At 41.0% G+C, this 22,622-nt stretch carries 17 protein-coding genes; 7 read left to right on the top strand and 10 right to left on the bottom strand.

Going from position 1 to position 22,622, the window contains the following annotated elements:
* The first annotated feature begins 163 nt into the window (after positions 1-163).
* Positions 164-2,443 carry an aconitate hydratase gene (locus tag AC04Q1_RS15160; protein ID WP_478365430.1) on the top strand — a complete coding sequence of 760 codons (2,280 nt, stop codon included), beginning with the start codon at positions 164-166 and terminating at the stop codon, positions 2,441-2,443.
* A gap of 671 nt (positions 2,444-3,114) precedes the next feature.
* On the opposite strand, the gene AC04Q1_RS15155 is transcribed toward AC04Q1_RS15160, so the two are convergent.
* Genes AC04Q1_RS15155 through AC04Q1_RS15145 form a run of 3 tightly spaced genes read right to left on the bottom strand, consistent with a single transcriptional unit; the run spans position 3,115 to position 5,455 of the window.
* Positions 3,115-3,621, bottom strand: a complete 507-nt coding sequence (locus tag AC04Q1_RS15155; RefSeq protein ID WP_478365558.1) for a PH domain-containing protein — start codon at positions 3,619-3,621, stop codon at positions 3,115-3,117.
* Between the two features lie 7 nt (positions 3,622-3,628).
* Positions 3,629-4,063 carry a putative signal transducing protein gene (locus AC04Q1_RS15150; protein WP_478365429.1) on the bottom strand — a complete coding sequence of 145 codons (435 nt, stop codon included), beginning with the start codon at positions 4,061-4,063 and terminating at the stop codon, positions 3,629-3,631.
* 54 nt (positions 4,064-4,117) lie between these two features.
* The gene (locus AC04Q1_RS15145) at positions 4,118-5,455 is read right to left on the bottom strand and encodes a GH1 family beta-glucosidase (RefSeq protein ID WP_478365428.1); all 1,338 of its coding nucleotides are present in this window, start codon (positions 5,453-5,455) and stop codon (positions 4,118-4,120) included.
* A 98-nt stretch (positions 5,456-5,553) separates the two neighbouring features.
* Here AC04Q1_RS15145 and AC04Q1_RS15140 point away from each other — a divergent pair, with 98 nt between their 5' ends.
* The gene (locus tag AC04Q1_RS15140; protein WP_478365427.1) at positions 5,554-8,094 is read left to right on the top strand and encodes a PKD domain-containing protein; all 2,541 of its coding nucleotides are present in this window, start codon (positions 5,554-5,556) and stop codon (positions 8,092-8,094) included.
* Between the two features lie 22 nt (positions 8,095-8,116).
* Here AC04Q1_RS15140 and AC04Q1_RS15135 read toward each other — a convergent pair whose 3' ends face one another.
* The 4 genes from AC04Q1_RS15135 to AC04Q1_RS15120 all read right to left on the bottom strand — a co-directional run bounded on the left by AC04Q1_RS15135 (position 8,117) and on the right by AC04Q1_RS15120 (position 14,997).
* Entirely contained in the window at positions 8,117-9,511 is a 1,395-nt protein-coding gene (locus AC04Q1_RS15135; protein ID WP_478365426.1) for a c-type cytochrome domain-containing protein, read from the bottom strand.
* A 1-nt stretch (position 9,512) separates the two neighbouring features.
* Complete coding sequence (locus AC04Q1_RS15130) at positions 9,513-10,439, bottom strand: sugar phosphate isomerase/epimerase family protein (RefSeq protein ID WP_478365425.1); 927 nt, start codon at positions 10,437-10,439, stop codon at positions 9,513-9,515.
* 296 nt (positions 10,440-10,735) lie between these two features.
* Entirely contained in the window at positions 10,736-12,247 is a 1,512-nt protein-coding gene (locus AC04Q1_RS15125) for a DUF1501 domain-containing protein (protein WP_478365424.1), read from the bottom strand.
* A gap of 11 nt (positions 12,248-12,258) precedes the next feature.
* Complete coding sequence (locus tag AC04Q1_RS15120) at positions 12,259-14,997, bottom strand: DUF1553 domain-containing protein (protein WP_478365423.1); 2,739 nt, start codon at positions 14,995-14,997, stop codon at positions 12,259-12,261.
* 209 nt (positions 14,998-15,206) lie between these two features.
* Between AC04Q1_RS15120 and AC04Q1_RS15115 the strand changes: the two genes are divergently transcribed.
* Complete coding sequence (locus AC04Q1_RS15115; protein ID WP_478365422.1) at positions 15,207-16,091, top strand: AraC family transcriptional regulator; 885 nt, start codon at positions 15,207-15,209, stop codon at positions 16,089-16,091.
* A 234-nt stretch (positions 16,092-16,325) separates the two neighbouring features.
* Here the strand turns inward: AC04Q1_RS15115 and AC04Q1_RS15110 are convergent, their stop codons facing one another.
* Positions 16,326-18,140, bottom strand: a complete 1,815-nt coding sequence (locus AC04Q1_RS15110) for a MutS-related protein (RefSeq protein WP_478365421.1) — start codon at positions 18,138-18,140, stop codon at positions 16,326-16,328.
* Between the two features lie 111 nt (positions 18,141-18,251).
* Between AC04Q1_RS15110 and rlmH the strand changes: the two genes are divergently transcribed.
* Together rlmH and AC04Q1_RS15100 are read left to right on the top strand one after the other, a co-directional pair.
* Positions 18,252-18,725 carry a 23S rRNA (pseudouridine(1915)-N(3))-methyltransferase RlmH gene (gene rlmH / locus AC04Q1_RS15105; protein WP_478365420.1) on the top strand — a complete coding sequence of 158 codons (474 nt, stop codon included), beginning with the start codon at positions 18,252-18,254 and terminating at the stop codon, positions 18,723-18,725.
* 95 nt (positions 18,726-18,820) lie between these two features.
* The gene (locus AC04Q1_RS15100; RefSeq protein WP_478365419.1) at positions 18,821-18,949 is read left to right on the top strand and encodes a hypothetical protein; all 129 of its coding nucleotides are present in this window, start codon (positions 18,821-18,823) and stop codon (positions 18,947-18,949) included.
* A 60-nt stretch (positions 18,950-19,009) separates the two neighbouring features.
* Here the strand turns inward: AC04Q1_RS15100 and AC04Q1_RS15095 are convergent, their stop codons facing one another.
* Positions 19,010-19,552: a DUF5606 family protein gene (locus AC04Q1_RS15095; RefSeq protein WP_478365418.1), complete on the bottom strand. Its 543-nt coding sequence runs from the start codon at positions 19,550-19,552 to the stop codon at positions 19,010-19,012.
* A 152-nt stretch (positions 19,553-19,704) separates the two neighbouring features.
* Positions 19,705-20,166 (bottom strand): peptidylprolyl isomerase, encoded by a 462-nt coding sequence (locus AC04Q1_RS15090; RefSeq protein ID WP_025145145.1) that lies wholly within the window; start codon positions 20,164-20,166, stop codon positions 19,705-19,707.
* Positions 20,167-20,399: 233 nt separating this feature from the next.
* Here AC04Q1_RS15090 and AC04Q1_RS15085 point away from each other — a divergent pair, with 233 nt between their 5' ends.
* Together AC04Q1_RS15085 and AC04Q1_RS15080 are read left to right on the top strand one after the other, a co-directional pair.
* Entirely contained in the window at positions 20,400-21,581 is a 1,182-nt protein-coding gene (locus AC04Q1_RS15085; RefSeq protein ID WP_478365557.1) for an asparagine synthetase B, read from the top strand.
* A 275-nt stretch (positions 21,582-21,856) separates the two neighbouring features.
* The gene (locus AC04Q1_RS15080; RefSeq protein ID WP_478365417.1) at positions 21,857-22,597 is read left to right on the top strand and encodes an outer membrane beta-barrel protein; all 741 of its coding nucleotides are present in this window, start codon (positions 21,857-21,859) and stop codon (positions 22,595-22,597) included.
* Positions 22,598-22,622 lie beyond the last annotated feature (25 nt).

The following is a 22,622-nucleotide window of genomic DNA, read 5'->3' as shown; positions in this document are numbered from 1 at the left end:
CAACGAGGCTATCTGGTAAACCGGATAGCCTTTTTGTTTGGTGTAAAAATTGGGTAGAATGTTTTTAAATAACACAATTTGACAATTCACAAAAACAAGTCTCTCAAAAATTGTTTAATTTAGTCAGTGTTGTTATTAACAATAAAATAAAAAAAAATAAAGTATGGCTTTTGATATAGACATGATCAAAAAGGTATATGCAAACTTTGGTAGCCGTGTAGAGGCTGCCCGTAAAGTAGTTGGCAGACCTTTAACATTATCTGAAAAAATATTGTATGCACACCTTTGGGATGGAGATCCTAAAACGGCATTTAAACGTGGTTCTGATTATGTAGACTTTGCACCCGATCGCGTTGCGATGCAGGATGCAACTGCACAGATGGCTTTATTGCAGTTTATGCAGGCAGGAAGGCCACAAGTGGCTGTTCCTTCTACAGTTCACTGTGATCACTTAATTACGGCTAAGGAAGGTGCTGCGATAGATTTACCTCATGCTAAAACAGAAAGTGCCGAAGTTTTTGATTTCCTGTCTTCTGTATCAAATAAATATGGTATCGGTTTCTGGAAACCAGGGGCTGGTATTATCCACCAGGTCGTTTTAGAAAATTATGCTTTCCCGGGCGGAATGATGATCGGAACCGACTCGCACACAGTAAACGCAGGTGGTTTGGGCATGGTAGCGATTGGTGTTGGTGGTGCTGATGCCTGCGATGTAATGGCAGGTTTACCATGGGAACTTAAATTCCCTAAGTTGATCGGCGTTAAATTAACAGGAAAATTAAACGGCTGGACTGCAGCGAAAGATGTAATCCTTAAAGTGGCTGGTATCCTTACCGTAAAAGGTGGTACCGGAGCAATTGTAGAATATTTTGGCGATGGCGCCATTAACCTCAGCTGTACAGGTAAAGGTACCATCTGTAACATGGGTGCCGAAATTGGTGCAACCACTTCTACCTTCGGTTACGATGAAAGCATGGAACGTTATTTACGTGCTACCGGCCGAAATGAAGTTGCGGATGAAGCCAATAAGATTGCGGCCTATTTAACCGGTGATGAGGAAGTTTATGCTGATCCTGAAAACTATTTCGATCAGGTAATTGAGATCGACCTGGATACCTTGGAACCTTACTTAAACGGTCCGTTTACACCAGATTTAGCGACTCCGGTTTCACAGATGAAAGTGGAAGCTGAGAAAAATGGCTGGCCTTTAAAGGTAGAATGGGGCTTAATCGGTTCTTGTACCAACTCATCTTATGAGGATTTATCAAGGGCGGCTTCTATCGCCAACCAGGCTATTGCAAAAGGTTTAGTCACCAAATCGGCTTTTGGCATCAACCCAGGGTCTGAGCAGGTACGCTACACCGCTAACCGCGACGGTTTCTTAAAAACTTTCGAAGATTTAGATGCGACAATCTTCACCAACGCCTGCGGACCATGTATTGGTATGTGGGACCGTACCGGGGCAGAAAAAGCAGAAAAAAATACAATCGTACACTCCTTTAACAGAAACTTTGCCAAACGTGCCGATGGTAACCCGAATACTTTCGCATTCGTAGCTTCGCCAGAAATGGTTGCTGCAATTGCCATTTCAGGTAATTTAGGTTTCAACCCATTAACCGATACGTTAACAAACGATAAAGGCGAACAGGTTAAATTAGATCCACCTACAGGTGATGAATTGCCGACAAAAGGTTTTGCTGTAGATGATGCAGGTTTCCAGGCACCGGCAGCTGATGGTTCATCAGTTCAGGTTTTGGTTTCCCCAACTTCTCACCGTTTACAATTGTTAGATCCGTTTACCCCTTGGGAAGGTACCGACTTAAAAGGTTTAAAACTTTTAATCAAAGCCAAAGGTAAATGTACAACCGATCATATTTCTATGGCCGGTCCATGGTTAAAATTCCGTGGCCACTTAGATAACATTTCTAACAACATGCTGATTGGTGCGGTGAATTACTTCAACGATAAAACAGATAATGTTAAAAATGAATTAACCGGCGAGTACGGTCCGGTTCCAGCCACCCAACGCGATTACAAAGCGGCCGGTTTAGGTTCTATCGTAGTGGGTGATGAAAACTATGGCGAAGGTTCATCCCGCGAGCATGCAGCCATGGAACCCCGTCACTTAGGGGTTCGTGCCGTACTGGTAAAATCTTTTGCCCGTATCCACGAAACCAACCTGAAGAAACAAGGGATGCTGGGTTTAACCTTTACAGATAAAGATGATTACGATAAAATCCTGGAAGACGATACCATCGACATTATAGGTTTAACAGAATTTGCTCCGGATAAACCATTAACATTGGTATTACACCATGCTGATGGCACCGAAGAGCAGTTCCCGGTTAACCACAGTTACAATGCGCAACAAATCGACTGGTTTAAAGCTGGTGGTGCATTAAACATCATTAGGGCAGAAGCAGCAGCCAAGGCAGCGCTTTAATCAGTCCACAGTCTTTAGGCCTTAAGTCTGGAGTCTATAAATCGACTAATCCCGTTTTGTTAAATCAGAACGGGATTTTTTGTTACAATTATCCATTAGACCAACTCCTGAGAGGCGTCACCCTGATCCGATAGCTATCGGATTTATTTCAGGGTCTGTACGGCAGAACATGAGCTTTCCAGCCCAGGGCGCAGCGGCATCCCTGAAGCGCAGCGTAAGGATACAGCGGAGCACGGGAACAAATGTTAATAGTGGCTTCCGTCTTTGCGCTTCAAAAGAATAATGTTGTTATTTTTTTCTGGAAATCAGGGTTCATTGCCTTTTGGGGGCCCGACAGTCCTTCTTTCCACTACTATCTTTTTGCGATGGTATGCTAGATAATGACTGGCACTACAACAAAAAGGATAGCCGCTTCAATAAGGTTTAGGGAACAGAAGACCCTGCATGAAAGCCGGAACCCGATTCCAAGTAAGAAATTAGTTAAATTAGCGTTTTGCAGTTCTTGCAGAAAAGAGCCTCTTAGCCCCGGCCGCAGCGACATCCCTGAAGCGCAGCGTAAGGATACAGCGGAGAACGGAACAAACGTTAATAGTGGCTCCTGGACTTGCGCTTAATAAAATTGACACATTTTCCTGTGAAAAATAGTATTAAAATATTTCTCAAAGAACAGCTCATTTTAAATAGGGCATGAAGCGAAATTTTGTTGTATAAATATGCATTGGAAAACTTTTATAATCAATCATAAGGGAGGTTAAGAAGAAATGATTTCCGCTTTTCAATTGAATTTTAACATAGTGGTAATTTGTCCACAGCGCGATTCGGCGGTTTGCAAAATCACGATTATTTTCTTGGTAGATCCCGATATGCTGTTCAATAACGTCGATATCCTTTTGTTTGAATTCAAATTGCTGATTGTTATCTAAATAAGTATACGAGTCGGAATTGTCAGATATTATAAAACTAGCGTTTCGATTTTTGATATAATAGGTGGTGTGTAAATAAAAAACTGGGAGCAAAAAGATGAATACAACTAATAATATGTACCAAAAGAATCGGAAATCTACAAATGGCCACCAGCCAAGCACATCAATAGCCAGGGAAATTATAATTAAAACACCTAGTAACCTGCAATACTTCAAAGATCTAAGCTGATGTTTAAGATCAATTTTAAAGGTCATGCCAGCTTTAGAACTCATGACCACAGTCATAACAATGATAGCACTTATTGGCCTTAACGGGAGTAGTAATTGTTAGAAAGGCCAATATAGTGGCCCATACACTATATTTTTTATTGGTTGCCATGCCATAACCCACATTTTTAGACCCGCATTTTTCACAAAGCACCTGGCCTTCTGTTGATCCTTCATCAGGAACCGTATCATAAGATGCTTCAAGTGCCAAACTATTGTCTTCGGCCAATAAGGTATGAATGGCTTCTACATCGCGTTCAAAAACGATGAGTTTTACCCCTCCAATTGCCTGGTTGTATAACGGCTGGATCGTAGACACATTTTCATCTGCCAGGAAACAGGAGAAACCACTGTCTTCCAGTCTGGCTTTGATAATGTTGGCCTCAATGGGATTGTAATACGTGCTATAAACAACGGTTCTATCATTCATCAATCAAACATAATAATTTGTTTAATAACAAAAGAGGAAACCATTATTTATCAACTAACCTTTCAGGAATTCCTGCCACCAATAACCAGAATCCTTAATAGTACGCTCTTGTGTTTTAAAGTCATTGTAAATTAATCCGAACCGGGCGGTAAAACCTTCGGCCCATTCAAAATTATCCATCAAGGTCCAGGCCATGTAACCGGTCACGTTTGCACCTTCATTTTTGAGCTTTAACAGGGCATTGAGATAAAGTTTAAAATATTCAATCCGTTCAGGGTCTTCTATCCTTCCATCGCTTAATTTATCATGATAAGCCGCACCGTTTTCGGTAATGATGATGTTTTTGATATCTGGATAAGCTGCAAACTGTTTTACAATATTATAAAAACTATCGGCGTTGATCTCCCAACCCATAGCCGTGTGTGGTTTTTTCCTGCTTTTGGCTTTGACCTCCCAGGCCTGGATCACCGGAATAAAGGCATTGTACTTTACCGTCAACGGGAAATAGTTTTGAAGTCCGATAAAATCAAAATCAAATTTCATGCGCTCCTGAAGCCGCCATGTGCCATATTCGATCTGGAATTTCTCCAATACTTCCCAATCGGCGGTAGGAAAACCCATGCCCTGTGTAGGCTCTACAAAAAGGCGGTTCATCAAACAGTCTACCCGTTTCGCCGTTAGAATATCATTATCGCTTTGGGTATTTGGAATAATTTCTGAACAGGAGAAAGTAGTACCGATATTGGCTTTGCTGATCTCAGCGCGCAAAATTTTTCCGCCATCGGCCTGCGCCAAAGCTGTATGCAATACTGCTGGAAAGAAATTACTCAAACCTGTTTTGCCAGGGGCATGAACGCCCAGCATATAACCTAAGGAGGTATATCCGAAAGGCTCATTTAACACGATCCAGTTTTTCACCTTATCGCCGTATTCTAAAGCGCAGATACTTACAAAAGCGTTAAAAGCAGCATTGATACTAAAGCTTGTCCACCCGCCCTCATCTTCTAAAGCCTGGGGCAGATCCCAATGGTAGAGTGTAATATAGGGCGTAATGCCATGTGTTAAACATTCATCGATCAGGTTATGATAAAAGCGGATGCCTTCCTGGTTGATTTCTCCCCTGCCTGCAGGCAAAATCCGCGACCAGGCAATAGAAAATCTAAAAACCTTAAATCCTAAAAGTTTAACCAGGGAAATATCTTCAGCATATCGATGGTAAAAATCGCAGGCAGGGTCTAATTTATGGTTCTTTTTTATTTTCCCGTTTCTCGCTGTAAAGCTATCCCAAATGGATAGACCTTTGCCATACTGGGTTGCGGTACCCTCAATCTGCGCTGCAGCTGTAGCTACTCCCCACAAAAAATCTGAACCAAAATCGCTCGCCTTAACCATTGTTATCCATTTATTGCCATAAGTTGCAAGTTTAATATTAACAAATCATTAACAATCAAAATGATTCGAAATAAAAACAAATTTTGATATTTTTACCTATGCGCTACTCGTTAATTTCTCTTCTATTGGCATTACTCAATCTCTCTGCCTTTGGAAAATTTACCCCGCCAATTAATGACGAACTGATAAATGCCATAAACATTACCAATACCAGTGCATATTGTAGTAGGGATGCCGAATTTAACAATTTAGAAGCTACCCCAAGCAATTATAACAAAGGTTTAAACTGGCAGGCCGTTGGAAAGGATGTTTGGTACAAATTTACGGCATCTAAATTTGATGTAAACATTTCTGTTAGTGGGAAAATTGACGCCAGTAGTACCAATACTTTAACTGATCCATTGCTTGCCTTATATTCATTTGATGCAGCCACCGGTTTTATAACGGAGCAGCCAGGCACACAGGCTACATCAAATAATGTTGTTTCTTTATACAAAGGTGCATTAACGGTAGGACAGGTTTATTATATTAGGATAAGTGCAGCGAATGATGCTACCGGTACCTTTAAACTTTGTCTAGATAATTACTTTCCGCCAATACAACCTGGACAGGATTGTGGCACATTTTCAGTATTGTGTACAAAAGAAACGTTTACCCAGTTAAATGTAACGGGTTCGGGCGCAAACAATCACGAATCAGCCGGAACCTGCCTGGGTACAGAATCTAATTCTGCCTGGTATATGTTTAAAGCCTCTGCACCTGGTGATTTTACTTTTGTAATCACCCCTACGGTAACCTCAAACGATATTGACTGGATTTTTTACGATTTAGGCGTAAATGGAGATTGCAGTAAAATAAGCGGTGCAACTGCCATACGCTGTGCATCGGGCAGTGGGGTAACCTGCAGTCCATCCTATTATAAAACCGGTTTGAGTATGATGGAAACTGATTTAACTGAAGCGGCAGGTTGCCCGGCTGGTCAAAATGGCTTTGTAAAATATGTAGATCTCGAAAAGGATCATGTTTACGCTATACTAATCGATAATTATTCCGGAGGAAATAATGGATTTACTTTAGAATTTGGAGGTACCGCTGATTTTGCGGGCCCAACTGCCGAAATTGATGTTAAAAAATTAAATCCTTGTACCGATAGCCAGGCCTATATTTTCGAAAGCAAAGCCTCAAACTTCGCCTCTTTAAAATGGTCTTTTGGCGAAGGCGCAAGTTTGGCTTCGTCTACTACCGCTGGACCATTTACCGTGACATACAATACCCCCGGAGAGAAAATCGTGGTTTTAGAAGCTAAGGGCACAAATGGTTGCAATGTAGTGGCTACGCAAACTTTTATTGTAGCAAACACCCCTGAAAAACCTTTAATAACCGCTTCGAATGTTAATTTATGCCAGGGAGATCTATTAAAATTATCCACTCCTTTTTTAAATTTTGCCACCTACCACTGGTCTGGCCCAAATGGCTTTATTTCAACAGACCAGAACCCCGAAATCCAGGTAACCGGACCAGAAATCGTTGGAATATACCAGCTTTATGTTCAGGTTGGGGATTGCGTGAGTGAGGTAAATTCACTCGATATCTTATCAGTCGATTTAAAACCCGAAGCAATGTTTTCGATTGAGGTGAATAACAGGTGCGAAACAAACCAGTCTTTTTCGTTTATCAATGCTTCTAAAAACTACACAAAGCTTAACTGGGATTTTGGAGCAGGGGTAAAAAGTCAGGTAGCCATCAATAACGACAGTAAAATATTAACTTTTACTAATCCTGGGCTAAAAACAATCACCCTAACCGTTGAAACCAATAATGGCTGTATTTCGACCTTTACAAAAGACATTTTGGTAGAATTGAAGCCAGAAAAACCCGAAATCAGTGTCAATCAGGCTTTGTTTTGTTTAAAAGACATCATCAAATTATCAGTACCCGCACAAGAAGGGATCACTTATGCCTGGAGCGGACCAAACAATTATACCGCTAGCACTAATGCCATCGAAATTCCGGTAACAAACCTTAATTTGGCAGGTAAATATCAGGTTGTATTAACATCGGGAACTTGTAGCTCCGAGCCGGCAACCATCGTTATCCCGGCCATTGCCAGAATCCCGATGGCTAATTTTTTTACCGAACCCTCTTTTAACGTTAAGTTTTCTGCCCCGGTTCCTATAACATTTACCAATACCTCACTTTATGGAGATTTTTATGAGTGGAACTTCGGCGATGGATTTACTTCTTCACAACAAAACCCTACCCACATTTATCAGACCGATGGATTATTTAAAATTACCTTAACCGCATTTTCTAAAAACGGTTGCGCAAATTCAATTACCCAGGGCGACCTCATCATCAAAAAAAACGGATCCACATTTGTTCCAAATGCGTTCTCGCCAAATGGCGATGGGGTGAATGATGAATTGGTTATTGGCGTAACCAACCTCCGAAAATACAGCATCCAGATTTACAACCGTTTAGGCACACAGGTTTTCTTTACCGATAACATATTTGAAAACTGGAAGGGCACTTTTAAGGGCAACGACCTTCCTGTTGGGGTGTATTATTATATCATATTTGGCACCAATCTATCGAACGGCACGGTTAAGTATTCTGGCTCGGTTACCTTGATCAGGTAATTAATATATCAGGATATAATGTTTAAGGCGCCTTAACCACAACAGTATCCTGTGCTACCATGGGCACTTTATAATTTCCGGTATCTAAACTTACTTTTGGTAATAGCTTTTTTATATTGGCCAGATCGGTTTTAGTTACCCCAGTCTGGTAGAGGTACAGAAACTTTAGATTTTGAAGTTTCTGTAATTGATTAATTCCCTTAGCCGTAACCTTTGTGCCCACTAAACTCAATGACTGTAACTGATCTAAATCTTTTAGAACGGCTAAACCTGCATCAGTTATTTGGGTATTGTTTAAGCTTAACCGGGTTAAGTGTTTACAATTTTTAAGCGCCGCTAAGGTTTGATCGTTTACCTTATTGTTCTCTAACTTGAGCCAAAGCAACTGCTTATCGATTGATTTGATCAGATCTAAAACATCTTTATCCATCGATTGTGCATTGATAAAGTTTGCCGAAAGGTAATTCGTGTTCTGTGCGATTGGGAGCACGGTGATACCCGCATCGGTAAATTTCTTCAATACACTATTGTCAACAGCACTTACCTCTTCCGCCGGGATATCGCTGTTCCTTATTTCCCCATCTGCTGCTTCACCTTTTTGCAAGCTGGCCAACACGGGTTTGATCTCAGCGGTTTGGGGCAGCTCTTTAAATTTCTTTTTAAAATCAGCACCATTGTTTATCCACCATTTTAACAAAGTAATTTCGTTGGCAGTTAGCTGGGGCTTTTCTTTGGGTGCCATATGGTCTTCATCGTTTAACGGCAACAAAATCCGTTTAATCAGCTCACTTTCGTCGGCTTTGCCTTTTACAAGGGTATGCCCATCTTCCCCACCTTTTAAAATATAAACTTCTTCATCCAGCCGCAGTTTACCTTTCTGTTTCTCACTGCCATGGCAACTGTAACACCTGCTTTTGAAGAGTGGCTGGATCGCATTCTGGTAAACAAAGGCTTCCTGCACATTGGCAATTGCCGGAATGGCAGGCCCACCTGTAGTACCACCTGTTTTAAGTGGTGCGGTTAAATAATCAGAACCATGGGTTAAAGAACCACCCATATGGCCTGTAATAGAAATGAGTACCACAAGAATAGTGGCAATTGTTCCCATTATCCCTTTAGATTTTACTTTCTTGTAAATTATCCATAAAATAAACGATAAAATGGCGACGCTTATGCCCATCCATTGGTGATAACTTACCAGCTTGCCGTCGTAATCGCCGCCGTTGGCCAAAAGATAACCGGTAACACAGGAAACAAGGGCACTAAGTGTGCCTAAGAGTAACATGAGGGGGATTGATGGTTTCAGCTGAGCAAAGCTAGCTTTAAACGACAACAGGATACAGATGCAGGTCAACAATAAAATCCCAATGGGAAGGTGGACAAAAACAGGGTGAAAACGGCCAAAAAACTCCAGCATCTTATTGATATCTCTTTCTTAATAAATTCATCATATACACATTAATGGCCCACTGATCGGCAACCGGCTGCCGGGTATAAGGTAAGGTAGGCATATAATCTGCCGGGCCAAATTCGGTAAGGATAGTCATCCGTTCGCCGTTTTGCTTTTTCCGAGTGATGACCTTATCCCACCAGGCTAAATGTGCTTCTACCACTCTCGCCCATTCTGGTGCCCGCGGATCGTTTACCTGTGGCCCTTCGGGGTGCCCAACGCGGGAGTGGATGTGATCTGTTTTTTCTAAAATAAAATCAATGGTCTGTTTTTGATCATTCAATAAACTTTCGTGCACATTACACCAATGCGAAATATCCAGAGTGAACCTCACTTCAGGGTTTTTCTCCGCAAAATTCCTGGCAACAGGAGCAGCAAACATCATCCGGCTACGGTGCGTTTCGTGGTAAATCGGTATGCCCGACGACTTTCTTTTGGCTGTTACATAATCGATAATCTGTTTGTTTTCCTCGTAACTAAAATAATCTTTTCCCGAATGGCAATTGATATATACAGGCTTTTGATACGTATTGGCACAAATGGCATCTAAACTCTTTTTAAAAGCGGCTAAATGCTCGCCTATATTTGATGCTGATCCTGCACATAAGAAACCAACCTGTAATTTATGCTTCTTTACTGCTTCAAAGAGCTCTTTTACCGCCTGATCTTCTCCTGGCCACCACACTTCGATCCCATCATAACCTTCTTTTTTGGCAGCTGCACAAAATTCATCTCTGCTGCCTTCAAAACCCCAGTCCGTTTGCATAAACAGGAGTTCATAACCTGCCTTTGCTTTTACGCTTTTAAATGCATTTACATTTTGTATTGGGGCCAACAATGAGGCCGCGGTTACCACCGCTGTATTTTGTAAAAATTTTCTTCGTGTTTGGTTCATTGGTTTATTGGTTCATTTGTCATTAATTCATTAGTCATTGGTTTCCTGGCCAATAGCTGATAGTTGATGGTCTAATCGTCCATTGATGATTGTTTATTGAACATTGGTTATTGGACTTATTACACACCAAATGCCTTGCTTTAAGCGCAAGCCTGATCAATTATCTACTCCAAACGCCCAGCTCCGGACTCCAAACGCAGTCTGGTTCATTAGTCATTCTCAACTGTCAATTGAAAACCGGTTATTCCATCATTCATTTTGCATCACACATTACCCATCTCTTTAAAGACCAGACTTTAAGCCACCACTTCCCTGATCACCTTCCCAGCCACATCAGTTAACCTGAACGGGCGGCCCTGAAATGGGTAGGTAAACTGTTCGTGATCAAAACCCAACTGATTTAAAATAGTAGCCTGAATATCAAAAGCATCAACTTTTCCGCTGATGGCACTGTAGCCTATTTCGTCGGTTTCTCCATGTGTAAAACCTTTTTTCACACCTCCGCCGGCCATCCATATGGTAAATGCTTCAGTATGGTGATCACGTCCTTTAAATGGGTTCTGTATACCATTCCGGTTTTCCATCATCGGCGTACGGCCAAATTCGCCGCCCCATACCACCAGCGTTTCTTCCAGTAGGCCACGCTGTTTTAAATCGAGCAATAAGGCTGTGATTGGTCTGTCGATGCTTCTGCATTTATTTTTCAATCCGATATTGAGTGAGTTGTTCGGATTATCTCCGTGTGCATCCCATCCCCAATCGAACAACTGAATATAGCGTACTCCTTTTTCTACCAGTTTACGGGCAAGCAGTACATTGTTGGCAAAACAGGCTTTACCAGGCTGTGTGCCATACATTTCATGAATATAAGCAGGTTCATCATTGATGTTCATCACTTCTGGTGCCGATATCTGCATCCGGTAGGCCATTTCATATTGTGCAATCCGCGATAAGATTTCCGGATCGTTGTACTCCTGGTATTGTTGTTCATTCGCTTTGTTAATCGCTTCGATAGAGGCTTTCCTCAAATCGCGGTTCATGCCATCGGGATCCTTGATAAACAGTACCGGATCGCCTTCACTCCGGCATTGTACCCCCTGGTATACCGATGGTAAGAAACCACTGCCCCAAACACTTTTTCCGGCATCTGGGAAACTTCCCCCACTGGTGAGTACCACATAACCCGGCAGATTTTGGTTCTCTGAACCCAAACCATAAGTCACCCAGCTACCCATACTTGGTCTGCCTAAACGGGGCGAGCCGGTATGTACCAGCAACTGTGCCGGCGCATGGTTAAACTGATCGGTTTTTACTGCTTTTAAAAAGCTTACCTCATCTACCATAGTCGAAAAATGCGGCAAATTATCGCTCACCAAAGCACCAGATTGACCATGTTTGGCAAAAGTGGCCTGCGGCCCCAACATTTTGGGCACACCGGTAATAAAAGCAAATTTCTTCCCGGCCAGTAAAGATGGCGGACAATCCTGCCCATCCATTTTCATGAGTTCTGGTTTAAAATCAAACAACTCCAATTGAGAGGGTGCACCAGCCATGTGTAAATAAATTACACTTTTAGCCTTTCCCACCAAAGGTGGCGATTTGGGCAATAATGGATGTGCAGGATCGTAGGCGATTTTTGTTTGCGAACTCGAAAAGAGATTGCCACAGCTGCCCAGCAAAGAACCCATCGCCAAAGCGCCCAAACCCATGGCACTTTCTTTTAAAAAATGGCGCCGCGAGTGGAGGCGTGCATTTGCCTCATGCGCTTCCTTAATTAATCTATGTGCGTTTAACTCGTCTCTTGTCATGATAGATCAATTTAATTTTTGGTAATTACTTCATCCAGGTTCAGCATCGCATTGGCCACTAAAACCATGGCCGCATCTTCTGGCTTATATTTCTTTTGCTTATCGCCCATAAACGCCGATACACTAGCTGCATTTTTTCTAAACTCATCAAAGGCTTTTGCATATAAATCCTCGAATACCTTTAATCTGTTTTGGGGAATCGTTTTATACAAGATCAGTTCGTAGCCCTTCGAGATTTTAGACTTACTGGTATTGCCTCCAACCTTCTCCATACGTACCGCCAGTTTTCTGGCCAGATCGATATAAACACTATCATTTAAGGTAACCAGGGCCTGTAAAGGCGTATTGGTACGGATACGCCGTGGACTACAAACCACCCGCGAAGCACCATCAAAGGCAATGGCTGATGGATATGGAGCCGTTCTTTTCCAATAGGTATAAATCCCCCTGCGGTACTGTTCGCTGCCGCTGCTGGTGATCCATTTGGCACCATTGTAAGGCGAAAACCAAATACCTTCGGGCTGCCAGGGCATTACCGGTGGCCCATACATTTTATTGCTCAATACACCACAAACGGCCAAACTCTGGTCTCTCACCTGCTCGGCACTCAGCCTGATACGCGAGCCACGGGCATAAAATTTATTAAACAGGTCTTTTTCCTTCAATTCTTCCGATACTTTACTGTCTTGCCGGTAAGTAGCCATCATCACCATTTCTTTCAGCATCTTTTTAACACTCCAGTTGTACTTGTACATCAACTGATAGGCCATAAAATCCAACAGCTCCTGATGAGTTGGTGCCATACCCTGCGTGCCCATATCTTCAAGCGTTTCGACCAAACCTGTTCCGTATAATTGCTCCCATAAGCGGTTAACCATTGTTCTCGATACCAGCGGATTTCTTTTATCAGTAAGCCACATAGCCAAACCCATCCGGTTATCGGGCGCATTTTTAGGCATCGCAAAACCCAAAGAATTAGGTACGCCTACTTTTACCTCTTTTCCTTTCGAAGTCCATGCACCACGTTCAAATACATAATTTTTGCGTTGCATGCTTAATGGATTTTCGACCATAACCGGTGTGGTAGGCACCTGTGCGTTCATTAAATCAGTAAACGTTTTTTTCATGGCCACATATTCGGGCTTACCCTTACCAGGAAATTGTTTGGTAAAGTAAAACCAATCGAAATACACCATAAACTGATCAGGGTTTTTTACTGAAGGATTGGTATATTTTAAGTATACATCCTGTTGGCCACGTTGTTTAGGGAAATCGACCTCCACATTTTGATAACCCTGGGTTTGGGCCACTTTCCACAATTTGATGACTGGTCCGGCGGGTGAGCCCAGATGTAAACTCATGGTACCATTTGGCTGACTGCAGTTAAAGCGCAGGATCAATTGATCTACATTTTCGAGGTTTACAGCTTTTAACCTGGCCGATGAACTGTTTTTAAAATACAGTGCAATATTATTGTTGCCAATTACCGAATTCACCAACTCATCAGCGGTGGTGGAGTTAATGGTGGGTTCCCCTGTTCTTAAAAAAAGTCCCATCTGATCAGCTCTTTCCTGGCCGGCAACCGTTTTAACCCAGCTGGTTAAATGATTGAGTTCATTCTTTAAACTATCGTTAAAGTTTCTGAGCAAAGGGTACTCTGCCGATACATCCTCATCCCTGGTATTGTTAAAATACGACATGAACTTATAGTATTCATCATGTTTAAAGGGATCGTAGGGATGGCTATGGCATTGCACACAAGAAAAAGTGGTACTCATCAGGCCTTCCCAGGTGGCGTTTACCCGATCTAAAACCGCAGCTGTTCTAAACTCTTCATTATTGGTACCACCTTCATCATTGGTAGGGGTATTGCGACTAAAGGCGGTTGCGATATACTGGGCATCCGTCGGGTTTGGGAACAAATCGCCGGCAATCTGATCGGTAATAAACTGATCATAAGGCATATCACGGTTAAAGGCTTTAATTACCCAATCGCGATAACTCCAGATATTCCGGTTAGGGTCACTTTCGTAACCTTTAGTGTCTGCGTAGCGGGCGATATCCAGCCACATTGATGCCCAGCGCTCACCAAATTTAGGCGAAGCCAATAAACTATCCACCAGCACATTGTAAGCCTGTTGCTCATCTTTACTGTTCAGATAAAATTTCGCCAGCTGATCTGACGGATAGGTACCGATCAGATCTAAACTCACTCTTCTCAATAAAGTAGCCCGATCAGCCGTTTTGGAAGGTTCCAGTTTATTTTCTTCGAGCTTCGCAAAAATGAATTTATCCAGGTCGTTGCGTACCCAATCGTTATCCACATCAGGCACTTCTGTTGGTTTTACACTTACATAAGCCCAATGATTGCCCCATTTTGCCCCCTGTTTGATCCAGCCGCTTAAAATATCAATTTCGTCGTTGTTTAAAGCAGGGTGTTTATAGGGCATCCTTTCTTCCGGATCGTTAGATTTTAGGCGTTTAATAAATTCGCTATCTTCCGGGTGACCGGGAATAATGGCTGGTTTACCACTTTTGGTGTTGGCCAGGGCTTCTTCCCTAAACAGCACGCTAAAACCGCCCTGTTGCTTAACACCCCCATGGCACGAAATACACTTTTTATTTAAAATAGGTTTAACCTGCGTATTAAAATCAATCGGCTTCTCTGAAGATAAAAGCGAAAAAGCAATTAAAGCGATAGCCACCAATACAAAACCGGAGGCAAACAGTATTTTCTTGTTCAATAACATTTGGTTAAAAATAAACTTAAGCTAATTTTTAGCAGTTTTGTATTTATATACAAAGTTAAATCAAGCTAAACATTAATCAAGAGAACAATGATTAGCATTAATCGCTAAATTGTTGTTTCCTTTAACCAAAGATCAAAAAAATATAAAACATAAAAATGTATTAACTTGCTCAAAAAATGGATTATATTACTTTTTATTAAGAATTGAACATGGAGAAACACCAGGTTAAGCCAAAAAATAGCTTTGATTTATTAAAATCCATCATCATTCCAAAGAATGTACTCCTCAAACAATGCTCAGATAACGGAATCATCAGCAATATATTCATTACCGATATGGGCTATTACCGTAAGGCATTGAACCACTATATACAAAGGAAAAATGGGGCAGAACAACACATTTTAATTTATTGTATCGAGGGAATGGGAACTGTAGAATTTCATGGAACTACATATCACATCGAAGCCGGACATTTTATCATCGTACCTAAAAAAACAGCCCATACTTATCAGGCCGATCCAGCTTTACCATGGACTATTTATTGGTTCCACTTTTCAGGTAACGGTGCCGACCAGCTTGTGGTGTCGTTACAGCACTATAAAGCTTATGCCGGTTTTAGTGAGGAAAGGACCTTGTTGTTCGATACAATTTATAACCGATTGGAAAGAGGCTTTAGCAGAGAAAATATCATTTATGCGAATTTATGTTTCCACCATTATATTGCCGAAATCATTTACGCCGACAAACTGCCCAATAACGACAAAATTATGGAACCTGATAAAGTAGAAGAGGCCATAGACTTTATGCGGAACAACCTCGAGAAGACCCTTACTTTAAAGGAAATGGCTTTGGCCGTGTACCTTTCTCCATCTTATTTATCGGCCATATTTAAAAAGAAAACGGGCACCTCGCCCATCGATTATTTTAACCAGCTTAAAATCCAGAAAACCACCCAGTATCTGCTTTTCACCAATTTAAGGATCAATGAAATTGCACAGAAAATCGGCATTAACGATCCCTATTATTTTAGTAGGCTCTTCTCAAGCGTGATGGGCATTTCGCCAAAACAATACCGGGATAACCGGTTTAATTGATAAATGTGCTGACAGATGTTACCATCTAACATTCTCAAAGAATCAGCCAAAGTAGGTACCTTTAAGTTGCTTATTAATAAATAATTACAAAATAACGTCAATGGTAGTGTAGTCGAAGGACTTTAAATATTCTTTATGGTGTTTCGACTGCTTGTCCCGATTCTTTGGGATGCCCAACATGACATTATCTAGGGAGAAATTGGTGTCAGATGGTAACATCCGACACCACCAACACTAGTCCAATGTCAAACCGATTTCCTTCAGTAAAATCGCGGCATTAAAAGTTTTGCAGGGGCCTTGTTTTAGTAAATAATCAAATCTCATTTCACCATCGGCAATCTGGATATCGAAATGGAAATTACGGACGGTTTCGGGATGGTCTTTAATCAGATCGGCCAACTGTAAATCGTGGGTGGCAAAAAGTGCAGGTGTTTTTTCTGCAATCAGCTTTTCTACAAAAACTTTCGATCCCAAATATTTATCCCTGCTGTTTGTTCCCCGTAACATTTCGTCAATCAGCACAAAAGTATCTTTATCCTTCACCACATTGTCTAAAATCATTTTCAGGCGGTTTAACTCGGCCTTAAAGGTTGAGGTGCTTTCATTCAACGAATCTTTAATCCGCATATAAGTATTGATCGAAAAAACCGATAACTGCATCGTTTTGGCACAAACAGGTGCACCGGCATAAGCCAATACCATATTAATGCCCAAAGTACGTAGGAAGGTACTTTTACCCGCCATATTGGAACCGGTTACAATATCAACAGTCGGCTTTGCTTCAAGATGAAAGTCATTGCTCACCCTCAATTTCTCCTTAATCAACGGATGACCGATATGGCTACCTGTTAGGGCAAATTGATCTGTAACAACAGGGAAAACCCAATCGGGTTGATTATAGGCCGTTGTGGCCAGTGAAATGAGCTCTTCAAAATCGCCCAAATGATCGAGGGCCGAAATTACATCTGCTGATGATGACTTGTACCAGCTGGCCAAACTGATGCAGCACCTCAAGTCCCACAATAAGAGTGCATTCAATATCCCACCAACAATGATGTTTAACCGGGCATCAAAATTCTGGATAATCTTAGATAAAGCTTTGATTTCTTTACTAACCGGAATTTTGGAGTCTAATAAGTTTAAAGTGTACAAACTTTTCCAGTTCTGATTTTCTGTCCACAGGATGGCGCTGGCATAACCATTGAGCAGGCTGGAGCTTCCGCCGAAACTATAAAACACCTTGTTAATCTTTGCGCCCAACAACACATTCCATCCCGTGTGGATCACAAACAGCAAAGCCAATACCTTCCAAAAAACACTACTCACGAACAGTGCGGTCAGTATTACAGCGATGGAAATATAAGGCACCAGTTTGACATAAAACCTTAAAAAGCGCCCTTTAACAAATTCCAGCTGTGCACCCAACTGGTGCTTTAACTGGATTTTAATCTGTTCTATTTTATCGGGATCATAACCATGGAGGCTGGCCCTAAAACTATAGGTTTCGGCCATTTTATCAATCATTTCTTTTACAGCTTCCTGGCGCTGAAGTATTTTATCTAGGATCGGCTTTTCAGCAAAACTTTGGGCCAATTGCGCATTCCCACTTTTGGTACTGCAGCGGTTGGCTAGTGCAAATAGAGATGCTGTTCCAAAAATATCCAGATCGGAAGTATAAGGATGCAGTTCCGATTCGAAGGCCTTGCCTCCATCATATCCGTTTTCCAAACTGTTTAAAATATTCCACTCGTTCTGATAAACCCATAAAAGTTGCTTTTTATAATCGATTTCGCGGTCCAGAATGCTCTGCCGCCGTACAATAAAAGCGAAAACGATTACAGGTACCAATAAGCCAAACTGGATTAAAGTACGTAATCCATCATCTGCAGAGCGCAGCAGTAGAACAAACAATAAAATTTCGGCCAGGAACAAACCAATGCGCATAAAAGAAAGCTGATCGATCAGGTTTTTTGTTTGATCGATCTCTCCTGTAACCTGCTTAATTTTCTGATCGTAACCGGCTATTATTTCTGCTTGTTGTTTTAACATGATGGCTTCTGTATATATATTTTCGAAGGCATCAGACTGATAAATTGTATTATTTGTTACAATTTTCTCTAAGTTTGAATCTCGAAAATTCTAAAGATAGGGAAATATTAAATGAAGATTACGCTGATCGCCATTGGCAAAACCGAAGACAAGTATCTGATCGAAGGAATTGATAAATACATCAACCGCCTGAAGCATTATATCAACTTTAGTTTTGTGGCTTTGCCAGATGTAAAAAACGTTAAAAATTTAAGCGAAGCACAGCAAAAAACCAAAGAAGCGGAGCTTTTGCACAAACAAATCAATAATGGCGATGTTGTTATTTTATTAGATGAAAAGGGAAAAAAATATACCTCGGTAGCGTTTTCCAGCTATTTAAATAAACAGATGATCGGCAGTGTGCAGCATTTAATCTTTATTATTGGTGGGCCGTATGGATTTGATGAAAGCATTTACAAACGGGCAAACGGATTAATCTCCTTATCCGACATGACTTTTTCGCACCAGATGATCAGGTTGTTTTTTGTAGAACAGCTTTACCGCGGATTTAGCATTTTAAAGGGCGAACCTTATCATCACGCATAACCAGATGGAAGATGGTTGAGGTAAGATGGGTAATGTTAGGGTGAGAATCAAATATGGAAAAGAGGGATAAAAATCATCATTAAATAAAAGAACCGATGTTATTAGATAAATATAAACGGGAATACCGATATAAAAGCAATCAGAACGGCAACAATAAATACCTATGGATCAGCATTATTGCTTCTTTGGTTATTGTAGCAGTACTTTATTATTTTTTCGATTAATTCCACAAAAAAAACACCAGACGAATGGACTGGTGTTTTCTATCACGATGTAAATAATGCTTAAACGCCTTTTTTACTCGTCATGCTGGCTTTTTTAGCAGGAGCTGAAGTTTTAGTTGTGGCTTTAGCACTTGCTGATGCTTTAGCACCTGTAGCTTTTTGTTTTTTATCTGAAGCTGCTTTTTCTTCTGATAATTTAACCTCTGCAGGTGTACCCGGTGTTTCAGGAGTCTCTTCTGTAAACAAAGGAAGATCCTTTAACAGGTTATACCAGGTAATGATTTTCTTCATATCTGAAGCATAAACTTTGTCCTGATCGTGGCCTGGTGCTACTTCAAGAAAGTAAGCGCGTAAATCGCCTTTCAAATCCGGAGTAGATCCTTTTGCAGCAATCTTGGCAAAAATATCAGCCAGTTTAATTTCTTCTTCTTCACCATATACCGTAATATCTTCTAACGAAGCTAATTTTGTATTGGTGATATTGGCTACCACTTTAGTTTTTTGGGCGTCTAAGCCCTCTAAAATGTAACCTACTTTATTTTGTCCAACCAGTTTAAATAAACCCGGTCTGCCAGATACGGCAACAATTCCTCTTAAATTCATATTTTTTGTGAGATATGAGATTCGAGATATGAGATATGAGAAATCACTCAAATCAAATAACTAAAACTCTTTGTTCAATTATTAAATGAGATAGGGGCACCAATCAGAGCAATCAAGTCTCAAATCCAATGTCTCAAATCTCGCATCTATTTTTAATCTTCTAAAACTTCAATGTTTAAAATTTTATCGCCCTGACGGATATCATCTACAAGATCAACATTCTCCACAACTTTACCAAAACAAGTATGGTTACGGTCTAAATGCGCTGTATTGGTCCTGCTGTGGCAGATAAAAAACTGTGATCCACCAGTGTTGCGGCCAGCATGTGCCATTGATAAAACGCCACGGTCGTGAAATTGATTTTCACCGTCCAGTTCGCAATCGATTTTGTAACCCGGGCCACCAGTACCTGCTAAATGTGCTTTAGCGGGATCTTTCGAATTTGGGCATCCACCCTGAACCATAAAGTTAGGAATTACACGGTGAAAAGTTACACCATCATAAAAGCCTTCTTTAGCTAGTTTTTTAAAGTTTGCAACGGCTTTCGGCGCATCATTCTCGTAGAATTCTACAGTCATTTCGCCTTTTTCTGTTTTTATTATTGCTTTACTCATATCAATATCGGTACTAATTTTAAATTTTATTCACCTCAAAAACTTTCTCGTTTTTTTAGTAGAGGGCAAAAATAACAAAATTGTATAACTTATAACATCATTAAATTTTTCTATACAGTTTAAATGCGGTATTTTAGTGTTTTAAGCGAATCGATTTGACAAAGAAATATTATATCCTGCTCATTTGCCTGCTTTGCACTCTGGGCTTAAGGGCCTCATCACTGTTGATTTATATGGATGAGGACCAAAAAAACCACCTGAAAGCTTATGGAATTGCCTATTGGACCATTAGCAAACAGCTGGAGGTGGATTGGCTTTTAAATTACCGTGGCGGAAGTTTCTTAATTAAGTATAATAAGACGGTTGAAGACGAACTTAAAATCCGCGGGGTATCTTACGAGGTACTGGCTGATGGAAAGGTGACCAACCTGTTAAACGAGATCAGTGATCCTTCGGTAAATATGGAAATGGTTAAACTGGAGAAAACGCCCAAAATCGCAGTGTACTCCCCAAAAAGTAAATTACCCTGGGATGATGCCGTTACCCTGGTTTTAACCTATGCTGAAATTCCATACGATGTGATTTATGATGACGATATCTTACAGGATAAATTAAGCAAATATGACTGGTTACACCTGCATCATGAAGATTTTACTGGTCAGTACGGGCGCTTTTGGGCTAACTTCAGGTATGCCACCTGGTACCAGGAAGATGTAAAAAACCAGGAAACCCTGGCCAAACGCATGGGCTATAAAAAGGTTTCTGAAATGAAACTGGCCGTAGCCAAACACATCAAAGAATACTGTGCAGGCGGCGGTTTTCTGTTTGCCATGTGCTCGGGCACCGACAGTTTTGATATTGCACTGGCAGCCGAGGGTGTAGATATTTGCGCGCAGATGTTCGATGGCGATGCTGCCGACCCGAATGCACAGGCCAAACTGGATTTTAATAAAACACTGGCTTTTCAGAATTTTAAGCTGGACAACAACCCGATGAATTATGAATTTTCGGATATTGATGCTACCCAAACCCGTACACTGAACCAAAGCAACGATTATTTCACCTTGTTCGATTTTTCGGCCAAATGGGATCTGGTTCCGACTATGCTCACCCAGGATCATGATAAAGTGATTAAGGGCTTTATGGGCCAAACTACTGCTTTTAGAAAAAGCCTGGTTAAAACAAGTGTTACCGTTTTGGGCGAAAACAAAGGCGCGGCAGAAGTAAGGTATCTACATGGCGAAATCGGGAAGGGGCAGTTCACCTTTTACGGCGGGCACGACCCGGAAGATTACCAGCACGCGGTTGGCGACCCGCCAACGGATTTAAACCTGCACCCCAATTCGCCAGGCTACCGATTGATTTTAAACAATGTGCTTTTCCCAGCGGCAAAAAAGAAACCACAAAAAACATAAGTTTCAGGTTTTGGCATTATTCATTTAACGGCAAAGGATTCCCCATCCTTTTCTTTATTCCTGTTATGTATACATAAAGAGGTGCTCGTTACCGGAAGTAACAGGCATGGTAATTATACTGAAATCCATTAAAAAAGACTCTGTAAACCAGTAGATTACCGAATTATTTGTAACAGACTTGATACTTTGGCACAGCTTTTGGAATTGAGGCTTGTAATTAACAACAGGTTAAAGCCTGAAATTTTTAAACAAGATTCTTCTAAAAGAAAAATATTATGAAAAAGTTATTATTAAGCGCTTCAGTTTTATTATTGGCAACAGGTGCATTTGCACAAACAAAAATGACTGGTGAAACTTCGCGTTTTGGAATAAAAGCCGGTGTTAACCTCTCGAAGTTTCATGCTGGTGGCGACGATGCCGCAGCCAATGCTTTTAACGATAATGCAAAAAACAATGTGGGTTTTAATGTTACTGCATTTGGTGATTTTGGTGTAGGAAATAACTTCTTTATCCAACCAGGTGTATCCTTACAGAATAAGGGTAACAAATTCGAATCTGTAAACACCACTACCGCTTTGGGCAATACGGTTACCACCACATCTTCTGTCAAAACCAATCTAATGGCGATTGAGGTACCAATTAATGCGGTATTGAGAATTCCTACCGGCGATGCTGGTGCAGTTCAGATCAGTGCCGGACCATATATCGGATTTAACATCTCAGGTAAAGATAAAGGAGAAAATGTAGTTACAACAGTGAACAATTCGAATAACAACAGTTCTACCGTTACCACCTCTAATGACAGGGATTTATCGTTTGGTAGTGCCAATGATAAAAACTACAACAGTACAGAATTTGGTGCAAACTTTGGTTTAGCTTACCGTACCAATTCAGGATTTTTAGTAGGTGCCAACTATGGCTTAGGTTTAACCGATTTAACACCTAAAGACAGACAGGCCAATACCAATAAATTAACCAACCGCGTGTTAGGTTTCTCAGTTGGTTATTCTTTCTAAGAAAACCTTAAAAATAAAAAAGCCG

This window comes from Pedobacter humicola (assembly GCF_056490705.1).
Note: the sequence above shows the minus strand (reverse complement) of the source record. Positions and strands in the feature narration are given on the sequence as shown.